Here is a 21,518-nt window from a genome sequence, read left to right as displayed (position 1 = left end):
GATGAATCTGAATTTCGGTTTTGACATTAGCGCGTCGGCATTAACCGCCCAGCGTCTGCGAATGGACGTCATTTCGTCGAACATCGCCAACGCGGAAACGACGCGCGCTACATACGCAAACGGTACATACGAGCCTTACAAACGGAAGATGGTCGTCTTCGAGCCTGCGAGCCGGCAAAGCTTCTCCAGCATGCTCGACAAACAACTAAACGGGATCGGCGGCCTAAAGGTTGCAAAAATCGAGGAGGACCAGGAGCCGTTCAAGCTGGTCTATAATCCGAGCCATCCCGACGCGGACGCTTCGGGATATGTCCGGATGCCCAATGTCGACATCACGAAGGAAATGGTGGATATGATCTCCGCTTCCCGGTCCTATGAAGCGAACGTGACCGCGATAAACGCTTCCAAAGCCATGTTCGTTAAGGCGCTGGAAATAGGAAGCAAGTAATATTAACGGCAAGCCCGTAACAGAAGTTTATAGCAGTTTTGAATTGTTCTTATAAGAGTTGAAAGGACAGAAGCGGCATGATACAAGTTTTGGCCTTAAACCAGGCGAACCCAGTCCAGTTGAAAGAAGTTTCGTCCCTGCGTCAAGCGACTCCGGCCGAGCTTACCCAATCGTTCGGCGATTATTTGGAGAAAGCGATCAACGGCGTGGCGGCGGCGGAGCAGAACGTACATACGATGAACGACAAGTATTTGATCGGCCAAGCCGATGTAACGGACGTGTTGATATCTGCCCAACGCGCGGAGCTTAGCTTGCAGCTTACCTCCCAAATCCGCAACAAGGTGATCGACGCCTACAACGAAATTATGCGGATGCAAATCTAAAGCCGTCAAAGATAGCTACAGTATTTGGGTGAGGTGACGATGTGAACGAGAAAATAGCCCAGTACCGCGGGAAACTGACACAGCAGTGGCGCCAAATGGGCAAAAAACAAAAAATATGGCTGGGGGCATCCTTAGGGATTCTAATCGTTGCGGCAGTTCTCTTGACTTACTTGTTTACGAGAACCGAATATGAGCTTGCGTTTCAAAATCTCGATTCAACCGATGCTTCGGCCATTATGACCTATTTGGACAGCAACGGCGTTCCGTATAAGCTTGACGCTACCGGAACAAGCATCTCGGTTCCGAGCAGCATGGCTACCCGCGCCAAAGTCGATGTCGGATCGCTAGGATTGGTTCAAAACGGCTCCATCGGTTTCGAGGCTTTCGATTCCGGCGCTTCCCAGTTCGGCATGACCGAAAATGAATTCAACGTAAAATATTTGAACTCGTTGAACGGCGAAGTGCAGCGGCTGTTGAACGCGATGCAAGGAGTCCAGCAATCGAACGTTCTGATCAATTTGCCGGAGGAAAGCGTATTTCTGAATCCGGAGGAGGAGCAAGGCGCTTCCGCCTCCATTACGATGAAATTCGTCAACGGCTATACGCCAAGCCAGAAGGAAATCGACGGCTACTACAACCTGGTCAAAACGGCCGTTCCGAATTTGGCGGTAGAAAACATTACGATTTCAAGCCCGAAAGGCGAATTGCTTCCGTCGGAAGCGGGCGGCTCCGGCGGAACGAATACGGACGCGGTCGAAGCGCAGTTTAAAATCCGCAAAAAATACGAAACCGAGCTGAAAAACAATATCCAACAGTTTCTCGGCCCGATCGTCGGTTCGGAAAATCTCGTCATCAGCGTGGCGAGCAGCATGAACTTCGACAAGAAGAGCACGGAACAGAATCTCGTTCAGCCGCTGGACGACAACAACAACAACGGCATCATCATCAGCGAGCAGACGGAAACGAGCTCCTCCACAGGCGGAAGCGGCGCTGCGGGCGGCGTGCCCGGAACGGGCGAAACGGACGTCGCGAATTATACCGAGTCTTCGGCGGCCGGAACTTCGTCTTCCGAGACGAGCTCGACGATTACAAACTACGACGTGAGCCGCATCAACAACAAGATCGAATCCGCGCCGTACACGCTGAAGGATCTTTCGATCAGCGTGGGGATCAAATCGGACGTGCTTACGAGCTTGGGCGGCACCGCCAGAGATGAAATTACGACTTATTTGCAGTCGCTTGTGCGAGCGCAGCTTGCGGATTCCGGCCAAGATTTGAGCAACGCGGCCGTCCTGAACAGCAAAGTCAGCGTCATCGCGCAGTCCTTCGCCGGGGTTTCGGAAGCAGAGACCGCTCAAGGCTTGTCCACGGCTTGGATGATCGGAATCGGCGCGGCCGCGCTGGCCGTCATTGCGGGCCTTGCGATTGCGCTTATCCGCAAGCGGAAAAAAGCGGCCCGGGAAGAAGAGTTCGTCTTCGAAGAGCCTGCGAAGGCCGAATATCCTACGCTTGATCTCGATAGCATGAACGACAATCAAGCGCGCAAAAATCTTGAAACACTTGCCAAACGCAAGCCGGAGGAATTCGTTAATCTTCTTCGCACCTGGCTTGTGGAGGAATAGAGGTGGTTTCAAATGTCCAAGTATAATCAAGGCTTAACCGGCAGGCAGAAGGCAGCCATTCTGCTCATTACGCTTGGCCCGGAAGTGTCCGCGCAAATCTTCAAGCATTTATCGGAAGAGGAAATCGAGCAGCTTACGCTTGAAATCGCCAATGTCCGCAAAGTGGACAGTGCGGAGCGGGAAACGATTCTAAGCGAGTTTCATCAAATTTGCATGGCTCAAGAGTATATCACGCAAGGCGGCATCGGCTATGCAAAAGATATATTGGAAAAAGCGCTTGGCGAGCAAAAAGCGGTCGAGGTGATCAACCGGCTGACGGCAACGCTGCAAGTCAGACCGTTCGATTTTGCCCGCAAAGCCGAGCCGACGCAAATTTTGAACTTTATCCAGAACGAAAATTCGCAAACGATCGCGCTCGTTTTATCGTATTTGCAGCCCGAGCAGGCGTCTCACATCTTGTCGTCCTTGCCGCAGGAGAAGCAGGCCGACGTGGCTCGCCGCGTCGCCCTCATGAACAGCACGTCCCCCGAGGTGATTTCCCAGGTGGAGCGCGTCCTCGAGCAGAAGCTGTCGGCAACCGTCACGCAAGATTATACGAACGCCGGCGGCATCGATTCGATCGTTCAAATTTTGAACGGCGTCGATCGCGGCACGGAACGCACTATTCTCGACGCGCTCGAAATCGACGATCCGGAGCTGGCGGAAGAAATCAAGAAGCGTATGTTCGTCTTCGAAGATATCGTCAATATCGACAACCGCTCGATTCAGCGCATTATACGCGATATCGAGAACGCCGATCTCCAGCTTGCGCTTAAGGTCGCAAGCGAAGAAGTGCGCGAAGCGATCTTCCGCAATATGTCGAAGCGCATGGCCGAAACGTTCAAGGAAGAAATGGAATTTATGGGTCCCGTTCGGCTGCGTGACGTGGAAGAAGCGCAAACCCGCATCGTCGCTACGATTCGCAGGCTAGAAGAAGCCGGGGAAATCATTATAGCCCGCGGCGGAGGAGATGACATCATTGTCTAATCTCATCAAGTCGACCCATGTGATGCCGCTCGAGCAGCTGAAGGTGCTGGAGCTGCTGAAGCAGCGGCCGCAAGTTCGGCCGGAGCCGCAAACCGACAGCGTGCCGTCCGCCCCGGACGAAGCCGTTCTAAAGCTTCGCGACCGGATATTGTCGGATGCGGAGTCGGTCGCGAACGAACGGATCGCGGAAGCGAACCGGATCAGCGAGCAGCTGCTGGCCGACGCCCAAAAGCAAATCGACGCGTGGTGGGCCGAGAAGCGCGCCGAAGACGAAGCCGTAACCGAAGCCGCCCGGGCAGCCGGGTACGAAAACGGCTACAGGGAAGGCGCAGGCACGGCCGAAGCCGAGCTTCGGGCCGAATGGGAGCAAAAATTGGCCGAAGCGGCTGCCGTTCTGGAATCCGCTTATCAAATGCGGGAGCAAATCATCCAGGAGGCGGAGCCGTTTCTCGTTGAGCTAAGCTGCTCCATCGCCGGCAAAATTATCGGCGAGCAATTCGAGCAAACGCCCGAGCTAGCAACCCGTTTGATTGTAGGTGCGCTGTCCCGGAGAAGGGAGCAGGGGATCATTACGTTATGCGTCGCCCCAAGCCAGCTGGCCTTCGTGCAGGCGGCCCGCGACGAATTGCTTACGGCAATCGATTCTCAGGCGGAACTGCAAATCATTCCCGACTCGAAGGTGCAGGACCGCGGATGCGTCATTCGTTCCGCATTCGGCAGCGTAGACGCGCGAATCGACACTCAGTTGTCCGAGATCAAAAACGAACTCATGCTGCTTGTACATGACAACGACAAAGAGTGAGGGCGGACAGATGAACGTGCAAATTCCGGACGTTTCGAAATATTTGGAACAGCTCAGCCGCATCGATCCGATTCGGGTCAACGGCAAAGTGACGCAAGTGATCGGCTTGACGGTCGAGTCCGAAGGCCCGGATGCCAGCATCGGCGAAGTGTGCCTCATTTATCCGAATAAAGGGGCAAAGCCGATTAAGGCGGAAGTCGTCGGCTTTCGCGACAACAAAGTGCTGCTGATGCCGCTTGGCGATCTGCATTCCATCAGTCCCGGGTGCGACGTCGTCGGCACGGGCAAGCCGCTTACGGTCCAGGTCGGCTCCGAGCTGCTGGGCAAGGTGCTGAACGGGCTCGGCGAACCGCTGGACGGATCTTTCCTTCCGGCCCGAATGCCCCGTTATTCCACGAATAACGAGCCCGGCAATCCGCTGCTCAGGCCGCGCGTCAAGGAGCCGCTCGGCATCGGCGTCCGCGCGATCGACGGACTTTTGACCGTCGGACAAGGTCAACGCGTCGGTATTTTCGCCGGTTCGGGAGTGGGCAAAAGCACGCTGCTGGGCATGATCGCCCGAAACACGACGGCCGACGTCAACGTGATCGCTTTAATCGGCGAACGGGGACGCGAGGTTCTCGAGTTTATCGAGAAGGACCTAGGGCCCGAAGGACTTGCCCGCTCGGTCGTCGTCGTCGCAACCTCGGATCAGCCGGCGCTCATTCGGATGAAAGGCGCGCTTATCGCTACGACCATTGCGGAATATTTTCGGGATCGCGGCTTAAACGTCATGTTGATGATGGATTCCGTTACCCGTTACGCCATGGCGCTTCGCGAGGTCGGCCTTGCCATCGGGGAGCCGCCGGCAACACGCGGATACACGCCTTCCGTGTTTGCGAATTTGCCGAAGCTGCTCGAACGGGCGGGTACCGGCGGGCAGGGCTCGATAACCGCTTTTTATACGGTGCTGGTCGACGGCGACGATATGAACGAGCCGATCGCCGACGCCGTTCGCGGCATATTGGACGGGCATATCGTATTAAGCCGGCAGCTCGCCAACAAAGGACAATATCCCGCCATCGACGTGCTGTCGTCCGTCAGCCGGGTCATGAAGGAAATCGTGACGGAAGAGCAGTCCGACGCGGCGAGCGAGCTGAAGAGACTTCTTTCTCTTTATAGAGATTCGGAGGATCTCATCAATATAGGGGCATATCAGCACGGTTCCAATAAAGAAATTGACAAAGCGATCGAACATATCGACCGGATTCAAAGCTATATCAAACAAAAAACGAACGAAAAAACAAGCCTGCAAGAAGCTCAGGAGCAGCTAATCATTGATTTCTACAGGAGATGACGGCGATGACGGCATTCCGGTATTCCTTTCAAAAAATCGTAGATTTAAAGACCAGCGAAAAAACGCAAGCGGAATGGCTGTTGTCTTCCGCGATCGGGGCCTTGAAGGAAGAAGAGTCGTCGTTAAGCCGGCTTCGCGAGGAGCGCGGACGCTGGGAACGGAAACTCGGGGAATGCTCGCAGGAAGGCGTTCCGCTGGCGGAATTGCAGCTGATCCAGCATTATCTCGACAGTCTCGATCAAACGATTCGCCGGAAGCAAAACGACGTCGTCCGGGCGCAAAAATCGGTTGATCTGCGGAGATCGCGGTTGTCCGATACCGTCAAGGAAGAGAAGGTATGGCTGAACGCGAGAAACCGCGCCGAGGAGCGGTTTCGTTATGAAATGCAGCTAAAAGAGCAGAATGAGCTGGATGAGTTTGCCACCGTTCGATACGTCGCTTCTGCTCGTTGACGACAGGGGTTGGCTGGCAAGAAGGAGTGAAGGACATTGACGGATCTAGAGAACGAGAAGCAAGGCTACAGCGCGTTTGAGCGGATCATGTTTTTCGTGACGCCAATTCTGTTTACGCTTGTGCTGCTGGGAGTTCTTCTGACTCTATTTAATTTCGACCTGCGCAACAAGGCGCTTGATATCGGCAATTCCATCCCGCTGCTGAAGGATGTGCTGCCGGACGCGCAGACGCTCGGAGCCGAAGGAACTTCCGACGAGGAACTGCGTTCGGCCAATCTGGTGCAGCAGATCGAGAAGCTGGAAGCCGAACTGGCCGCGAAGGATGAGGAGCTGGCGGAGGCGCTGGAAGCAAAAACGGAGCAGGATAAAGAGCTTGCCGATCTGAAGGCCGAGAACGATCAGCTCAAGCTGACGGCCGAAACGGCGGTCGACGAAGAATACGAAGCGAACGTGAAAGAGCTGGCGAACGTATATGCCAAGATGTCTCCGAGCAAAGCGGCTCCGATTCTGGAAACGATGTCGGTGGAAGAGATGGCTTTCGTGTTAGGCTCGATGGCTCCGAACAGCAGGGCCAAGATTCTGGAGAAAATGACGCCCGAAACGGCTGCGGAAGTGACGATGCAGCTGAAAAACGCCGTAACCTCCAAGGACCTCGATATCAGTGCTCTGCAAGAGGAATTGAAGAAGGCCGAGGCGGAAGCCAGCGCAGCGGGAAGCGTTGCGAAGACGCCATCCTCGTCCTCCTCGACGCCTTCCACTTTGGCCGACGAGCAGCTAGGCGAGACGTTTGCTGCGATGGATGCCGCCAGCGCCGGCAAGCTTCTGGTAAGTCTTGCGGGCGTAAGTCCAAGCAAAGTGCTCCGGATATTGAAGGCGGTGGACGACACGACGCGTTCCGCCCTGCTGGCCGAGATGGCGGGTGAGAACGAGCAAGTGGCGGCCGACTTGACGGCGAAATTAATGTCGGGCAAGTAGGAACAGGGTGACGACGGGAAGGAGGTGAAATATCGACATGACGATCAACATTTCGCAGATGACGCCATCTTCCTCGCCTGCCGCACGAAACGTTCAGACGCAGCAGGCTCAAAGCGGCGGAGCCGGCGGTTTCCAGCAGCTGGTGGAGCAGATCGGACAGACGACTCCTTCCGGCGGGGAAAGCGGCAAAACGGCTGCGGAGAAGCCGATTGCGGCCATCGCGGATAACGTGTTGCCCGAAGGGGGAGACATCCCGACTGCCGAAAGCTTGCTTGACGCGATTGAAGCATTGCTGAACGGCTTGGAGCAACCCGGCGAAGAGGACGACGCTGCCGATGCCAAAGCCGAGCCGGAAGACGAGCTTCTGGAAGCGCTGGATCAAATGAACGCTTTGCTGGCGCTGTTCGGCGGAGAGCCTATCATGCCGGCGGTTGCCGTAGACGGCATCGGCCGCAATTCGCAAGAGTCGCTCCTGGAGCTGAAAGGTTCGCTGCAAGAGTCGCTGCTCGAGCTGCAAAGCATCATCCTGCAAGGCGGTATGAAGCAGGTCGGAGCGCTGCATCCGAACGAGCTGATTCTCAAACAGCTTCAGGCGATGCAATCGCTGCTGAACGGAGATGCCGCACTTGAGGAGCAGGCGCTATCCGGCCAAGTTGCAGAACCGCTTGTGGCAGGAGGAGACGCGCAGACGGTCGCTTCCCCTCAGACGGCTTCCTATCTTCAGCGGCTTACGTTGCAAACGAGCAATTTATCCGTGCTCAAGACCGCTGCGGAACAGCAAGCGACGGCCGGCGAACCGGTTGAGGAACAAGCGGGCGATGCCGGGACCGCGCCTATTCAAGCGCCTGCGGCCTTCGCGAATGCCGGGCGGCAAGCGGCGGCGCCTGTTGCAGGCAGTCCGGTGACCGGCACGGTAAGCGCAAGTCAATTCGCGCACTCGATGTCGGAGTTTATGGTTCAGAAATTCGACTTGACCTCGGCGAACGGCGTGATGGAAGCGAAGCTTCAATTGACGCCCGAGCATCTGGGCAAGCTTGACCTGCAAATTACGGTTCAGAACGGGCAATTGACGGCCGTTTTCCATGCCGAATCGGCAGCGGCCAAGGATATGCTCGACAACCAGATGTCCCAGCTGAAGGCGGCGCTTCAATCGCAAGGATTGACCGTCGACAGGCTGGAGGTATGGCAAGGAGAGCCCGCTTCTTATTTATCGGATAGCAACGGCGAACGCGGAAGCCGGGACCAATCTTTCTATGAAGCTTCTGCCGGGGACCGTTCCGAAGCGGTAGAGTCCGATTTCGAGGAGGAGCTGGCCGAGCAGGAAGCGATCCGTCATTTAGGCTATGGCCGGGCGATCAACGCTACTGCGTAAACGGAGCAGTCGGTAAATGGGCGATCCATTAGCTTACACGCAAGCGGGACGGGGGTGAATAAGCGTGGCAGTGAACCAAGTAACGTCCAATTATAGTTCCACGGCAACTTCATCCGCATCTTCGTCATCCTCGGTTTCAAGCAATACGACGCTGGGCAAAGAGGCTTTTCTCCAGCTTCTCGTCGAACAGCTTAAAAACCAGGATCCGATGAATCCGATGGACAATACGGAATATATCGCGCAGCTGACGCAATTTACGTCGGTCGAGCAGCTGATGAACATATCGGACAAGCTCGACGCGATGTCGATGAACCTAGGCTCCGCATCCACGTTGATCGGCAAGACGATCGAATGGGCCGAGCTCGACGAAGAGGGCGAAGTCGTGAACAAAAGCGGCGTCGTGGACGCCATTTATGCCGGCGACGACGGTCTTTACGCCAAGGTCGGCGATACGCATATTTTGCTTGACGTCATTCTGGGCGTGACGGATACGGCCGCCGAAGGAACGGAAGAAACAGGCGATACGGAAGAGGGAGCGGGCTCCGAAGAAGAAGCTTCCGGTTCGGTTGACGAGACGGAAGGGACTGAGGAAGCATGAGCGATTCGATAAGGATCGGTCAATTTTATCCCGCGAATGCCGTACCGCCGGTCAAAGGAAAAACCGTCCATCGGGACGCCGAGGCCGCTTCTCAAGGTCCGACGTTCAAAGAGTGGCTTGATTCCAGCTCGCTTAAGTTCAGCCATCACGCAGAAACGCGAATGCGCCAGCGCGGCATCGAGCTGCCGGCGGATTCGATCATGAAGATCAGCCATGCGGTCGAAGAGGCGAAGCAGAAGGGAGCGGTCAACTCGCTGATCGTATACCGGGACATCGCGATGATCGTCAATGTGCCGAGCCGCACGGTCGTAACGGCAATGGACGGCAGCCAGCTGGCCAACAACGTCTTTACCCAAATCGACAGCGCCGTCATCGTCAAGGAAGGCCGGACCTCATAAGGAAGCCTTCGGCTGCGGATCGACAGAAGCAGCCTATAACCGATTATAAGAGAAGGGATGATAGATTTGATCAGATCGATGTATTCCGGCGTGTCCGGCATGAAAGGGTTTCAAACGAAGCTTGACGTTATCGGCAACAACATTGCGAACGTCAATACGATCGGCTTCAAGTCGAGCCGTATCCTGTTCTCCGATATTTTGAGCCAGACGGTCAACGGAGCGACCACTCCTGCCGAAGGGGAGCAGGCCGGCGTCAATCCGAAGCAGGTCGGCCTCGGCGTGTCCGTATCGGCCATTCAGACGATTCATACGAGCGGAAGCGCTCAGACGACCAACGTCGGAACGGATCTTCGAATCGACGGCGACGGATTTTTTGTCGTACAGGCTACGCCGGGTGAAAGCGAAATGCTCCTGACCCGCAACGGCAGCTTTATGGTGGATGCGAACAACCAGCTTGTTACGCAGGACGGTTATTTTGTATTGGATGCAGGCGGAGATATCATTACGCTGCCTGAAGAAACGACGTCCTTCTCCATTTCCCAAGACGGCTCCGTGATGGTCACGACGGCGGACGGCACGGAAGCATTGACGCAGATCGGCGTTGCGAGAGTGGCGAATCCGAGCGGCCTTGAGAAGGTCGGCGGCAGCAAATACCGCCTGACCGGAAACGCCGACATCGCAGAAACGATCGAAGATCTGCTTACCTTCCCGGGCGACGAAGAAGCCGGAACCGGCGTCGTCATCGCGGGCCAGCTGGAAATGTCCAACGTCGAGCTGACCGACGAATTTACGGAAATGATCGTCGCGCAGCGCGGCTTCCAGGCGAACTCGCGGATCATTACGACATCCGACAGCATTCTCGAAGAAGTCGTAAACCTGAAGCGCTAACCGGCGGTTAGCGGATAACTGAGGGGAGGCGCGGCTTGATAACGCCTCCCCCGGTATTGGGGGGTAAATGATGATAAAGGTCACACGTCTGAACGGGACGCAGCTTATGATTAACGCGCTGTTGATCGAGACGGCCGAAGAAACGCCCGATACGGTCATCACGCTTACGACGGGCAAAAAATTAATCGTAAAAGAAACGACGGAGCAGCTAAGTGGGTTAGTGCAAAGTTATTTGAGAGCGATCGGCGTTGTCCCGGCGGCGGCCTTGAAGACCGAACAAACGGAGGACTCAGAATGAAAAAAATGCTGCCATGGATGATTACGATTTTGCTTGCCGTTTCCTTAATCGCGGTCGTATCCGTCATTTTGTTCAACGTGATTACCGAGAAACCGGAAGACGGCAAAGAATCCGAGCAAGTGGAGGTTCAGAAGCTGAGCGCGGATCAGCTTGTAGCCGTCAGCTCGGAGCTTAAAGATTTCATGCGCAATTTGAAAAATCCGGAATACGTCGTACAGCTTGACCTTGCGTTCCAGCTCGACAGCAAGAAAACGAAGGAAGAGTTCGACAAGCTTCTGGAAATCGAAGTGAAGCCGGTCATTAACCGGGCGGTCGCGGATATGACGGAAGACGATCTGAAAGGCTCGCAAGGCGAAGACGCGCTTGAAGCCAAGCTGCTGTCTCTGATCAATCCCGTTCTTCCGGAAGGCAAGCTGATTAAAGTGGAAATTACCAAAATCCTGATTTCGGAAATTTGAGCCTCAAATAATGCCGACATGCCAAGAAGGGGGTGAGAGAGTTGGTTGATGTATTGTCGCAGAACGAGATTGACGCGCTGCTTGCCGCTTTGTCTTCGGGCGAAATGGATGCGGAGGAACTTAAAAAAGAAGAAAACACCCGCAAAATCAGAGTGTACGATTTCAAGCGCGCCGTTCGATTCTCGAAAGACCATATCCGCAGCTTAACGCGCATACACGAGAATTTCGCGCGATATTTGACAACCTACTTCTCCGCGCAGCTTCGTACTTTCGTTCAAATCAATGTCGTGCAGGTGGAACAGCTGCCTTATGATGAATTTATCCGTTCAATTCCGAAAATGACGATATTGAACATTTTCGAAGCGGAGCCGTTAAAAGGAAGAATGGTGCTGGAGGTTAACCCGAACGTAGCCTTTGCAATGCTGGACCGTCTGCTTGGAGGACCGGGAACGGCGCCGTCCAAGATTCAAAATTTGACCGAAATCGAAACGATTGTCATAGAACGAATTTTTAGAGGGACGTTTGAAAGCTTGCAGGACGCATGGAAAACGATCCTCGACATTTCGCCGCGGCTCGAAGCGTTGGAGACGAATCCGCAATTTATGCAAATCGTCTCCCCGAACGAAACGATCGCCCTCATATCGCTCAGCACCAAAATCGGCGATACGTCCGGAATGATCAACCTATGTATTCCGCATGTCGTTCTGGAGCCGATCATGCCGAAGCTTTCGGCCCATCATTGGTTCGTGTCGCAGAAGAAAGCCCGCGTTCCGGAAGAAGTGGAAATGCTGGAACACCGCCTCAGCAAAGCAAAGCTGCCTATTATTGCGGAGCTCGGCGAGTCGGCGATTACGATTCAAGAGTTTCTTAGTCTGAATGTCGGAGACGTCATCTCGCTTGCGAAACCAGTTAACGAAGGGCTTCGCATCAAAGTCGGCGACAAGCTGAAATTTATCGGCAGTCCGGGCAGCGTGAGAGACCGTCTCGCCGTGCAGGTGGACGAAATAGTCAGCGAAGGAGTGGAAGAGGATAATGACGAGTAAAGACTATTTGTCGCAAGAAGAAATCGATGCGCTGCTCCGCCAGTCGTCGATAGACGAGGAAGACAATCAGCCGGCGTCCGATGCCGATGAACTGCAAAGCTACTTATCTTCGATCGAGCAGGACGCGTTAGGCGAAATCGGAAACATTACGTTCGGCAGCGCGGCAACGGCATTGTCCACTCTTTTGGGTTGCAAGGTCGACATTACGACGCCGCAGGTAACGCTCGTCAAACGCGAAAACTTGAACGACGAATTTCCGAAGCCGCATGTCGCCGTCAGCGTGCAGTATGTCGACGGTTTTCAAGGCATCAACTCGCTCGTCATCAAGACGAAGGACGCTCAGGTCATTGCCGATCTGATGCTCGGAGGAGAAGGCAAGGCTCTTGAGGAAGAGTTGAACGAAATACATATAAGCGCCGTACAGGAAGCGATGAATCAAATGATGGGCTCGTCTGCGACCTCCATGTCTACCATCTTTAACCGGTTCGTCAATATATCGCCGCCGGGCATCGATATTTTGGACATGGACAAAGGAGAAGGCGTATCCCATCTTCCGCCGGACGACGTGTTTATCAAAATCTCGTTCCGTCTGATGATCGGCGATCTGATAGACTCCACGATTATGCAGCTTCTGCCTGTCCCGTTCGCCAGAAAGATGGTCGCGATATTGATGGGAACCGAAGAAGAGGAAGCGGCGCCTTCCGGGCAGTCGCCTGAGGCTCCACCCGCTCCGCTTGATCAGCCCGTTCATCAGAAGCAGCCGGTCGACTCTTCGGCCGCGAAGGAGGCGCAACAGCCGTATTATGCCCTTGAACAACCTGTAATGCCGGCTTCCGCAGGACCGGGACTTTCGGCAGGGGTGCCGTATGCACCAGTTCCGCAGATGGGTCCTCAGACCTATGGGCATACTGCGGCTCGTAACGTGAACGTCCAACCGGTGCAATTCGCAGACTTGAACCGTGCTCCATACGTTCAAGCCGACCAAACAAATCTTAATTTGCTTCTCGACATTCCCCTCAAGGTGACGGTAGAATTAGGAAGGACCCAGAAGCAGATTAAGGAAATTCTCGAATTGTCGCAGGGGTCGATCATCGAGCTGGACAAGCTTGCCGGAGAACCGGTCGACATTCTGGTCAACAACAAGCTGATCGCCAAAGGCGAGGTGGTCGTCATCGACGAAAACTTCGGCGTTCGTGTAACCGACATTGTAAGCCAATGGGACCGCATACAAAAATTACAATAGTTCCTTAGGAGGAAACAGAAATGGCAAACCGTATTTTGATCGTAGACGACGCAGCGTTCATGCGCATGATGATTCGGGACATTCTGACCAAGAACGGATACGAAGTCGTAGGCGAAGCTCAGGATGGCGCTCAAGCCGTTGAAAAATATAAGGAGCTGAAGCCGGATCTCATTACGATGGACATTACGATGCCGGAGATGGACGGAATTTCGGCTCTGAAGGAAATCAAAAAGCTGGATGCCAATGCGAAAGTCATTATGTGCTCGGCGATGGGGCAGCAGGCCATGGTTATCGATGCGATCCAGGCCGGCGCCAAGGACTTTATCGTCAAGCCGTTTCAAGCCGACCGCGTAATCGAAGCGATCAAGAAGACGTTGGGATAATGGCAAAGCTGAAGCATCTGCCCAAGCTTGCATGGCTTGGAACGGCCTCCTTCGCGTGTCCGGCTGCTGCTGCGGCCGCCGCATCGGAGGATCTGGAAGAGGTGCCCCACATATCTTCCGGAAGCATGGCCGGCAGCATCCTATGGGTTATCGTATCGCTTGCGATTGTCATCGCATTAATTTATATCGTAATCAAATGGTTGGCCGGACGCAGTCAAGCGTGGGGAGCGAACCGCTCGCTGCGCTCGCTTGGCGGGGTCGCGCTCGGCCAGAATAAATCTTTGCAGGTCGTAGAAGTGGCGGGAAGGTTGTATGTCATCGGCGTCGGGGAAGATGTAACGCTTCTTGACCGGATCGCGAACGAAGAGGAAGCCAAGGCCATCATCACGGCTTTGTCGGACAAGCGAGAGGCGGCATGGTCTTCCGCTTCGCTTGCGAACGCTTGGAGAAAGCTTCGCAAGCATCCGGAAGACCCGTCCCGTTCCTCGCAGGAGTGGGTTTCTTCCGGTACCTTTGAACAACTGCTGGCTGACAATATGAGCAAGCAATCGGATCGCAAACAGCAAATCGAATCGATTCTGCAAAATTCAAAACTTAACGAACGGTCGATGGATGATGAATAATAAGTGTTTACTATCAATTGCTGTTGCTCTGCTGCTTGCGATATTCACGCATGGGCACGCTTATGCCGAACCGCTGCCGGATGTTTCGATCAATATCGGGAATTCGAACGGGGAAACGCCCGGCACCAGCGCGCTTTCCATATTGCTGCTCATTACGGTGCTCAGCGTTGCGCCCGCCATTCTCGTACTGATGACCAGCTTTACTAGAATCGTCGTCGTGCTAGGCTTCGTGAGGACTTCGCTCGGTACGGCTACGACGCCTCCCACGCAAGTGTTGATCGGGCTGGCGATGTTTCTCACCTTCTTCATTATGGCGCCGACCTTCTCGCAAGTGAACGAAGTCGCGCTGCAGCCGTATTTGAAGGGGGAAATATCCCAGACGGAAGCGTTCGAGAAAGCTTCGGTTCCGATGAAAAAGTTTATGTTCCAGAATACGAGAGAGAAAGACTTGCTCCTGTTCATGGAATATACGAAAACGGAGAAGCCGGAAAGCTACGAGGATATTCCTATTACGGTGCTCGTCCCGGCCTTTGCGATCAGCGAGCTGAAGACTGCGTTCCAGATGGGCTTTATGATCTTTATTCCGTTCCTCGTCATCGACATGATCGTATCGAGCGTGCTGATGGCGATGGGGATGATGATGCTGCCGCCCGTCATGATTTCATTGCCGTTCAAGCTGCTGTTGTTCGTATTGGTGGACGGCTGGTATTTGGTCGTCAGGTCGCTGCTGCTCAGCTTTGGCACGTAACCGTAAGGAGGATGGACGGATGAGCGCTGAATTTGTTATCGGATTGGCAGGGCGAGCCGTATATACGACGCTTATCGCCAGCGCGCCTATGCTAGCGCTTGCGTTAATTATCGGCCTTGTCATCAGCGTTTTTCAGGCGACGACGCAAATCCAGGAGCAGACGCTTGCTTTCGTGCCGAAAATCGTGGCCGTGTTCGTCGCACTCATCGTATTCGGACCTTGGATATTAAACACGTTGATTCAGTTTACATACGAGATTCTGAACAATCTGTATAAATATATCGGATGATGGAAGCGATTGTACAAGGTTTCCCTATTTTTTTGCTGATTTTCTGTCGAATAACTGCGTTTTTCGTCGTATCGCCTGTGTTTTCTTTCAAAAACTTCCCGAGCTCCTTCAAAATCGGGTTAGGTTTTTTTGTATCGCTGCTTGTGTTTATGGCAAACGGCTTCGATCAGCCCGTCGTGACGGATCCGTTATACGTGCTGATGGTTATCCGGGAAATTTTGATCGGCGTCGCCATCGGATTCGTCGTTTATCTGTTTTTTGCCGTGGTGCAGGCGGCAGGGGGCTTTATGGACCTGCAAATCGGGTTTTCGATGGCTAACGTCGTCGATCCGGTCACCGGGCAATCCGCCCCGCTTCTCGGCAATTTTAAATATTTGCTGACCATTCTCGTATTTCTAATGATGGACGGGCATCATTATTTGCTTCGCGGACTGATGAACAGCTACGCATGGCTTCCGATCGACAACGCCTTCTACAGCCGGCTTGCAAGCGGAGAAATAACGGATCAGCTGGCCAGATTGGCGAGCAATACGTTTCTGCTGGCGCTGCAGGTGGCCGCGCCGATTATCGTGGCCATGTTTTTGACCGACGCGGGACTTGCTTTTCTGGCTAAAACGGCGCCGCAGTTCAACGTGTTCGTAATCGGCTTGCCGCTTAAATTGCTGATCGGCATGCTGCTTCTCATTCTTCTGCTGCCGGAATTCGCGATTTTGCTGGGCCATTTGTTTTCGATTCTCTTCGATTCGCTGGAAAAGTTTTTTGTCGTACTGCAAGGGAAGAGCGGGACTTAAAGGAGGACGGATGCGTATGCGGACATACCGCTTAAGGCTCGATTTGCAGCTGTTCAGCCAAGAGAAAACCGAGCGCGCCACTCCGAAGAAACGCCAGGAATCGAGGCAAAAGGGCCAGGTGGCCAAGTCGCCGGAGCTGCCCGCCTCCTTGTCGCTGCTGTTTTGCTTCTTATGCTTCATCATGCTTGGCGGTTATTTCAAGGAGCGGATTCTTCAGCTGTTCGGAAGCCTGTTTCAGGATTGGATTACGATGGAACTGACGGTGGATAACGTCATGAAGCTGTCGACGCAGATCGTAATCGATATATTGCTGCTGATCGCGCCGCTCTTGGCGGTAACCGTCGTTTTCGCCGTCGTGGGCAACGTCGTGCAGTTCGGTTTTCTTCTGACGGGCGAGCCTCTCAAGATGAAATTGTCGAAGCTCGACCCGATCAAAGGGTTTAAAAATATTTTTTCCATGCACGCTTTGGTCGAGTTTTTTAAGAGTATTTTGAAAGTTGCGATAATTGCGGTTTGCGTATATGTCACGATTCGCAGCGAGTGGACAACCGTCCTGGCGTTATGGCGCGTCCCGGTCGAACAGATTTTCGGCTTTGCGGCGGATTTGACGATGAAGCTCGGGCTTGCGGTCAGCGCTGTGCTCGTCGTGCTGGGTTTCGGAGATTACATGTACAAACGGTACGAACACGAGAAAAGCATCCGGATGTCCAAGCAGGACATTAAAGACGAGTACAAAAAGACGGAGGGCAATCCGCTCATTAAAGGTCGCATCCGCGAACGGCAGCGCAAAATGGCGCTGCAGCGCATGATGCAGGAAGTGCCGAAGGCCGATGTGATCATAACGAACCCGACTCACTTCGCAATCGCTTTAAAATACGACGCGGGCCGGATGGAAGCGCCGGTTATCGTTGCGAAAGGCGTCGATTACGTCGCCCAGCGGATTAAGGAAATCGCGAGGGAGAACGGCGTTATCACGATGGAAAACAAGCCGCTCGCAAGAGCTTTGTACGAACGGGCGGACATCGGGGACAGCATCCCGGCCGACCTGTTCCAGGCCGTTGCGGAAGTTCTGGCTTACGTATACAAAGTGAAAGGCAGAAGGAAATAGTTCGTTTGCTTATTAGAGATTGTGGGAGGAAGGAGGCAGCGTCATGAAAGCAAAGGATTTAATCATCCTCGTAGGTATTATCGGCATCGTGCTTATGATGGTCATCCCGATCCCAACGCTGCTTTTGGATATTCTGCTTATATTGAATATTTCATTGGCGATGATGATTTTGCTAATCGCGATGAACACGCGGGAGGCGCTGGATTTCTCCATCTTTCCGGCAATCTTGCTCGTCACGACTTTGTTCAGGCTGGCGCTTAACGTCTCGACGACCCGAAACATTTTGGCCTACGCCGAAGCGGGCGAGGTAGTAAGAACGTTCGGCAGCTGGGTCGGGGGCGGACAAATCGCCATCGGCTTTATCGTCTTCCTGATCCTCGTCGTCGTTCAGTTTATCGTCATCACGAAAGGATCGGAACGGGTTGCCGAAGTTGCCGCCCGGTTTACGCTCGACGCGATGCCGGGGAAGCAAATGAGCATCGACGCGGATTTGAACGCCGGCTTGATTAACGAAGCGCAAGCGAAAGAGCGGCGCTCCAAAATCGAACGGGAAGCGGACTTCTACGGCGCGATGGACGGCGCAAGCAAATTCGTCAAAGGCGATGCCATCGCTTCGATTATCATTTTGCTGATCAACCTGATCGGCGGCTTTATTATCGGAATGGCCGTACATAACATGGATTTCGCCGAAGCGCTGGAAACGTATTCGATTCTGACGATCGGCGACGGTCTCGTCAGCCAAATCCCGGCGCTCCTTATTTCGACGGCAGCGGGGCTCATCGTTACGAGAGCGGCTTCCGACGGGAACATGGCCGAGGATTTGACGGGCCAGCTGCTGAAGTATCCGAAGCTGCTTTATATCGTGGCCGGAACGGTCGCGATGCTGGGCTTGTTCACGCCGATCGGCGTCATGCGGACGTTCCCGTTCGCGGCATTGCTTGCGTTCGGCGCATGGCGCATGCAAAAAAGCTTGTCCCGGCAGCTTCAAGAGGAAATCACGATGGAAGAAGAACAGCAGATCGAAGAGGTTCGCAGCCCGGAAAGCGTCATCAGCCTGCTTCAGGTCGATCCGATCGAATTCGAGTTCGGGTACGGGCTTATCCCGCTTGCCGATACGCAGCAAGGCGGGGATCTGCTGGACCGGATCATCATGATCCGACGGCAATGCGCGCTTGAGATGGGGCTTGTCGTTCCGGTCATCCGCATTCGGGACAATATTCAGCTTAGGCCTAACGAATATGTCATGAAGATCAAAGGAAATACGGTTGCCCGCGGGGAGCTTCTGATGAACCATTATTTGGCGATGAGCCCCGGCTTCGAAGACGACAGCATCGTCGGCATCGAAACGACCGAGCCGGCCTTTGGCCTTCCGGCTTTGTGGATTGACGATTCGATGAAGGAGCAAGCCGAGCTGTCGGGCTACACCGTCGTCGACCCGCCGTCGGTCGTGGCGACGCATCTGACGGAAATCATCAAGCGCCACGCCCACGAATTGCTGGGCCGCCAGGAAACGAAGACGCTGATCGACAACGTGCGCGAGTCGTATCCGGCGCTGGTGGACGAGCTGATTCCTTCGATATTGTCCGTTGGCGACATTCAGAAAGTGCTCGCCAAGCTGCTGAAGGAGAAAGTGTCGATCCGGGATTTGGTTACGATCTTCGAGACGCTGGCCGACCATGGACAATACACCAAAGACACGGACGTGCTGACGGAGTACGTGCGGCAGGCGTTGTCCCGCCAAATTACCCAGCAGTTCTCGCCGAACGGCGAAATGCTGCAAGTAATCACGGTAGGTCCGGCGCTGGAGAAAAAAATCGCCGAATCGGTGCAGCAAACCGAGCATGGCAGCTATATCTCACTGGATCCGGTGTCGACGCAGCAAATTTACAAAAAACTGAACGAGCAGGTCGGCCGCCAAATTCAATCCGGTCAGCAGCCTCTTGTACTCGCGTCGCCTACTATTCGGATGTATTTGCGGCAGATCGTGGAGCGGACGATGCAGGATGTGCCCGTTATTTCCTATAGCGAGCTGGAGCCTAACGTGGAAGTGCAAAGCGTAGGGGTGGTGAATTTATGAGAGTGAAACGGTATGTCGTAAACGAGCTGCCCGAGGCGATAGCGATGATCCGCAGCGAGCTTGGGAAAGATGCCGTCATTTTGAATACGAAGGAAATCCGGACCGGCGGGTTCATGGGGATGTTCCGCAAGCGAAGGATGGAAGTGCTCGCCGCGGTGGAAACCGGTCATGCGGCGGCTGCCGCTGCCCCGGCAAAACCGGCTCGTCAGCCTGAAGCCGGTCCGTCCGAAAGGACGGCCGCATCCGGAGCGGAAACTTGGCCGCCCCGCGAATTGCAGCGTGCCGCTACGGCCGTCAAGGAACGTCCGGTACATGTACAGCCCCAGGCGCCTTCCGGAACGCCGAACGTTACTCAGAACGGCCAGCAGCCGGCGGCGCGATTGGAGGAACGGACGGTTACCGAAGACCTGTTCGCGGAAATAAGAGGGATCAAACAATTTATTGTGCAGATGTCGAAGAAGGAAGCCGAATCCGGCCTTCCGGAACCGTTCCGGGCGCTGCGCGACCGGCTGGCCGGCCAAGAGGTGGAGCCGGATTTGGCCGAAGCATTGGTCGCTTCGCTCAGGGAGAAGCATGCGGACCGCGAAATGGCGATGGACCGGCATGAAGTGTGGGAAGCCGCACGGCTGGCGCTGTTGGAATGGCTGGAGCCTTATCCCGCCGAACCCGTCGGTGAAGGCGTCCGGATCGTTCATTTTGTAGGTCCTACGGGCGTCGGCAAGACCACCACGATTGCCAAGCTTGCGGCCGAGCAGACCATTAACCGCGGGCGTCAGCTCGGTTTTATCACGTCGGACACCTACCGGATCGCCGCCGTCGACCAGCTTCGCACGTACGCAAGCATCTTGAACATTCCGATGGAAGTCGTCTTCTCGCCGATGGATTTGCCTAAAGCTTTCCGGCAGCTGGAAGACCGCGATCTGATCTTTATGGATACGGCAGGGCGGAACTTCAGAAGCGAGCTGCATGTGTCCGAAGTGAACAGTCTGCTTCATGCCGGCGACCAAAGCGATACGGTTCTCGTCTTTAGCCTTACGGGCAAAACAAGAGACATGTTCCAAGTGGCGCAGCATTTTACGAAGTTCGGCGTCCGCAAAGTATTGTTCACCAAGCTGGACGAGACAAGCGTTTACGGCGCGATTTTGAACCTGATTATGAAATTTCAGCTCCATCCGACTTATGTCGCCGGCGGTCAAACGGTACCGGACGACATCGACAAATTCGATCCGGAGCAGTACATAGGACGGCTGTTGGGGGAACCGGACGATGAATGATCAGGCGGAAGCGCTGCGAAGCTTGATTCGCAGCAAAGCAAAAGTCGATGCTTCGCGGAGAACCCGGCTTGTGACCGTAACCAGCGGCAAGGGCGGCGTCGGCAAATCGAATTTCAGCCTGAACTTCGCGCTGACGCTCCAGAAGCTGGGCAGAAGAACGCTGCTGTTCGACGCCGATATCGGCATGGCGAACATTGACGTGCTGCTGGGCGTGTCGGCTCCGTACAGTATGTATCATTTGTTCCGGCAGGAGAAAACGATCCATGAGCTTATTCAGGAAGGACCGGGCGGAATCCGATTTGTCGCCGGCGGCTCGGGCCTTGCGGATTTGCTGGACGTAAGTCCCGGGCAGCTGAGGTATGCGGCGGAGCAAATCGAAAGCTTGCAAGGACAATACGATTATATTTTGTTCGATACCGGCGCGGGACTTGGCAAAGAAGCCATCAAGTTTATGGAAGCGTCGCAGGAGACGATCGTGGTCACGACGCCCGAGCCAACCGCCATTACCGACGCGTACGCCTTGATCAAGATGGTGAAATCGTTAAACATCGAAACCGGCTTCAAGCTGGTCGTCAATCGGGCGATGGACGGGCGGGAAGGCAAGCATACGCTCGAAAAAATGGTTTTGGCGGCCGAGCGGTTTCTGCAAACCTCCATACAGGAGATGGGCGTCTTGCCCGAAGACGCGTTCGTAACGAAAGCGGTTCGAAAGCAGCAGCCGTTCAGTCTTGCTTATCCGGGAAGCCCGGCTGCGCGGGCGCTCGAACAGATGACCAGACGCTATATGGAGTTGCCCTACAAAGAGAAGGCCGACGGGTTGAAAGGTTTTATACATAAAATGTTCGGCGTACCGAGATAAACTTGATCATCCTGGGGGGAACAA

The 21,518-nt window shown here is 54.6% G+C and carries 25 protein-coding genes; all 25 read left to right on the top strand.

Translation table 11 applies throughout. The annotated features are described in order from the left end of the window. The first annotated feature begins 1 nt into the window (after position 1). The gene (flgC, locus tag ACFSW5_RS11910) at positions 2–448 is read left to right on the top strand and encodes a flagellar basal body rod protein FlgC (RefSeq protein WP_379273144.1); all 447 of its coding nucleotides are present in this window, start codon (positions 2–4) and stop codon (positions 446–448) included. A gap of 77 nt (positions 449–525) precedes the next feature. Continuing rightward, the gene (gene fliE, locus ACFSW5_RS11905; protein ID WP_379273141.1) at positions 526–831 is read left to right on the top strand and encodes a flagellar hook-basal body complex protein FliE; all 306 of its coding nucleotides are present in this window, start codon (positions 526–528) and stop codon (positions 829–831) included. Positions 832–872: 41 nt separating this feature from the next. After that, entirely contained in the window at positions 873–2,453 is a 1,581-nt protein-coding gene (fliF, locus tag ACFSW5_RS11900) for a flagellar basal-body MS-ring/collar protein FliF (protein ID WP_379273138.1), read from the top strand. 12 nt (positions 2,454–2,465) lie between these two features. Continuing rightward, positions 2,466–3,479 (top strand): flagellar motor switch protein FliG, encoded by a 1,014-nt coding sequence (fliG, locus tag ACFSW5_RS11895; protein WP_379273136.1) that lies wholly within the window; start codon positions 2,466–2,468, stop codon positions 3,477–3,479. Next, positions 3,463–4,281, top strand: coding sequence for a FliH/SctL family protein (locus ACFSW5_RS11890; RefSeq protein WP_379273134.1), 819 nt, complete (start codon positions 3,463–3,465; stop codon positions 4,279–4,281). Before fliG ends, ACFSW5_RS11890 begins: the two co-directional genes overlap by 17 nt. 10 nt (positions 4,282–4,291) lie before the next feature. Beyond that, positions 4,292–5,617, top strand: a complete 1,326-nt coding sequence (fliI, locus tag ACFSW5_RS11885) for a flagellar protein export ATPase FliI (RefSeq protein ID WP_379273132.1) — start codon at positions 4,292–4,294, stop codon at positions 5,615–5,617. Between the two features lie 5 nt (positions 5,618–5,622). After that, positions 5,623–6,069 (top strand): flagellar export protein FliJ, encoded by a 447-nt coding sequence (gene fliJ, locus ACFSW5_RS11880; RefSeq protein WP_379273129.1) that lies wholly within the window; start codon positions 5,623–5,625, stop codon positions 6,067–6,069. A gap of 36 nt (positions 6,070–6,105) precedes the next feature. After that, positions 6,106–7,044, top strand: a complete 939-nt coding sequence (locus ACFSW5_RS11875) for a MotE family protein (RefSeq protein ID WP_379273127.1) — start codon at positions 6,106–6,108, stop codon at positions 7,042–7,044. 37 nt (positions 7,045–7,081) lie between these two features. Beyond that, on the top strand, positions 7,082–8,416 hold the full coding sequence (locus ACFSW5_RS11870; protein ID WP_379273125.1) for a flagellar hook-length control protein FliK: 1,335 nt from the start codon (positions 7,082–7,084) through the stop codon (positions 8,414–8,416). 64 nt (positions 8,417–8,480) lie between these two features. Beyond that, positions 8,481–9,014, top strand: a complete 534-nt coding sequence (locus tag ACFSW5_RS11865) for a flagellar hook assembly protein FlgD (protein WP_379273123.1) — start codon at positions 8,481–8,483, stop codon at positions 9,012–9,014. Beyond that, positions 9,011–9,412, top strand: a complete 402-nt coding sequence (locus tag ACFSW5_RS11860) for a TIGR02530 family flagellar biosynthesis protein (RefSeq protein WP_379273121.1) — start codon at positions 9,011–9,013, stop codon at positions 9,410–9,412. Before ACFSW5_RS11865 ends, ACFSW5_RS11860 begins: the two co-directional genes overlap by 4 nt. Positions 9,413–9,478: 66 nt before the next feature. Then, positions 9,479–10,300, top strand: coding sequence for a flagellar hook-basal body complex protein (locus tag ACFSW5_RS11855; RefSeq protein ID WP_379273119.1), 822 nt, complete (start codon positions 9,479–9,481; stop codon positions 10,298–10,300). A gap of 70 nt (positions 10,301–10,370) precedes the next feature. Next, complete coding sequence (locus ACFSW5_RS11850; RefSeq protein WP_379273117.1) at positions 10,371–10,598, top strand: flagellar FlbD family protein; 228 nt, start codon at positions 10,371–10,373, stop codon at positions 10,596–10,598. Continuing rightward, positions 10,595–11,056 (top strand): flagellar basal body-associated FliL family protein, encoded by a 462-nt coding sequence (locus tag ACFSW5_RS11845; protein WP_379273115.1) that lies wholly within the window; start codon positions 10,595–10,597, stop codon positions 11,054–11,056. The genes ACFSW5_RS11850 and ACFSW5_RS11845 overlap by 4 nt, the downstream gene beginning before the upstream one ends. Positions 11,057–11,097: 41 nt before the next feature. After that, on the top strand, positions 11,098–12,099 hold the full coding sequence (gene fliM / locus ACFSW5_RS11840; protein ID WP_379273111.1) for a flagellar motor switch protein FliM: 1,002 nt from the start codon (positions 11,098–11,100) through the stop codon (positions 12,097–12,099). Further along, on the top strand, positions 12,089–13,342 hold the full coding sequence (fliY, locus tag ACFSW5_RS11835; RefSeq protein ID WP_379273109.1) for a flagellar motor switch phosphatase FliY: 1,254 nt from the start codon (positions 12,089–12,091) through the stop codon (positions 13,340–13,342). Before fliM ends, fliY begins: the two co-directional genes overlap by 11 nt. 20 nt (positions 13,343–13,362) lie before the next feature. After that, positions 13,363–13,725, top strand: a complete 363-nt coding sequence (locus ACFSW5_RS11830; RefSeq protein ID WP_132305626.1) for a response regulator — start codon at positions 13,363–13,365, stop codon at positions 13,723–13,725. Next, positions 13,725–14,348 (top strand): flagellar biosynthetic protein FliO, encoded by a 624-nt coding sequence (locus ACFSW5_RS11825; RefSeq protein ID WP_379273107.1) that lies wholly within the window; start codon positions 13,725–13,727, stop codon positions 14,346–14,348. Before ACFSW5_RS11830 ends, ACFSW5_RS11825 begins: the two co-directional genes overlap by 1 nt. Further along, entirely contained in the window at positions 14,341–15,096 is a 756-nt protein-coding gene (gene fliP / locus ACFSW5_RS11820) for a flagellar type III secretion system pore protein FliP (RefSeq protein ID WP_379273875.1), read from the top strand. Before ACFSW5_RS11825 ends, fliP begins: the two co-directional genes overlap by 8 nt. 19 nt (positions 15,097–15,115) lie before the next feature. Beyond that, positions 15,116–15,385, top strand: coding sequence for a flagellar biosynthesis protein FliQ (gene fliQ / locus ACFSW5_RS11815; RefSeq protein ID WP_379273105.1), 270 nt, complete (start codon positions 15,116–15,118; stop codon positions 15,383–15,385). After that, the gene (gene fliR, locus ACFSW5_RS11810) at positions 15,385–16,176 is read left to right on the top strand and encodes a flagellar biosynthetic protein FliR (RefSeq protein WP_379273102.1); all 792 of its coding nucleotides are present in this window, start codon (positions 15,385–15,387) and stop codon (positions 16,174–16,176) included. The genes fliQ and fliR overlap by 1 nt, the downstream gene beginning before the upstream one ends. 16 nt (positions 16,177–16,192) lie before the next feature. Beyond that, positions 16,193–17,284 carry a flagellar biosynthesis protein FlhB gene (gene flhB, locus ACFSW5_RS11805; protein ID WP_379273100.1) on the top strand — a complete coding sequence of 364 codons (1,092 nt, stop codon included), beginning with the start codon at positions 16,193–16,195 and terminating at the stop codon, positions 17,282–17,284. 43 nt (positions 17,285–17,327) lie between these two features. After that, positions 17,328–19,361: a flagellar biosynthesis protein FlhA gene (flhA, locus tag ACFSW5_RS11800; protein WP_379273098.1), complete on the top strand. Its 2,034-nt coding sequence runs from the start codon at positions 17,328–17,330 to the stop codon at positions 19,359–19,361. Further along, entirely contained in the window at positions 19,358–20,635 is a 1,278-nt protein-coding gene (gene flhF, locus ACFSW5_RS11795; protein WP_379273096.1) for a flagellar biosynthesis protein FlhF, read from the top strand. Before flhA ends, flhF begins: the two co-directional genes overlap by 4 nt. Beyond that, positions 20,628–21,494 carry a MinD/ParA family protein gene (locus ACFSW5_RS11790; RefSeq protein WP_379273094.1) on the top strand — a complete coding sequence of 289 codons (867 nt, stop codon included), beginning with the start codon at positions 20,628–20,630 and terminating at the stop codon, positions 21,492–21,494. Before flhF ends, ACFSW5_RS11790 begins: the two co-directional genes overlap by 8 nt. Positions 21,495–21,518: the final 24 nt, after the last annotated feature.

The organism is Paenibacillus thailandensis, assembly GCF_042685365.1.
In the GTDB taxonomy this organism is placed as follows: domain Bacteria; phylum Bacillota; class Bacilli; order Paenibacillales; family Paenibacillaceae; genus Paenibacillus_AP; species Paenibacillus_AP thailandensis.
This window is presented reverse-complemented; position numbering and strand designations above follow the sequence as displayed.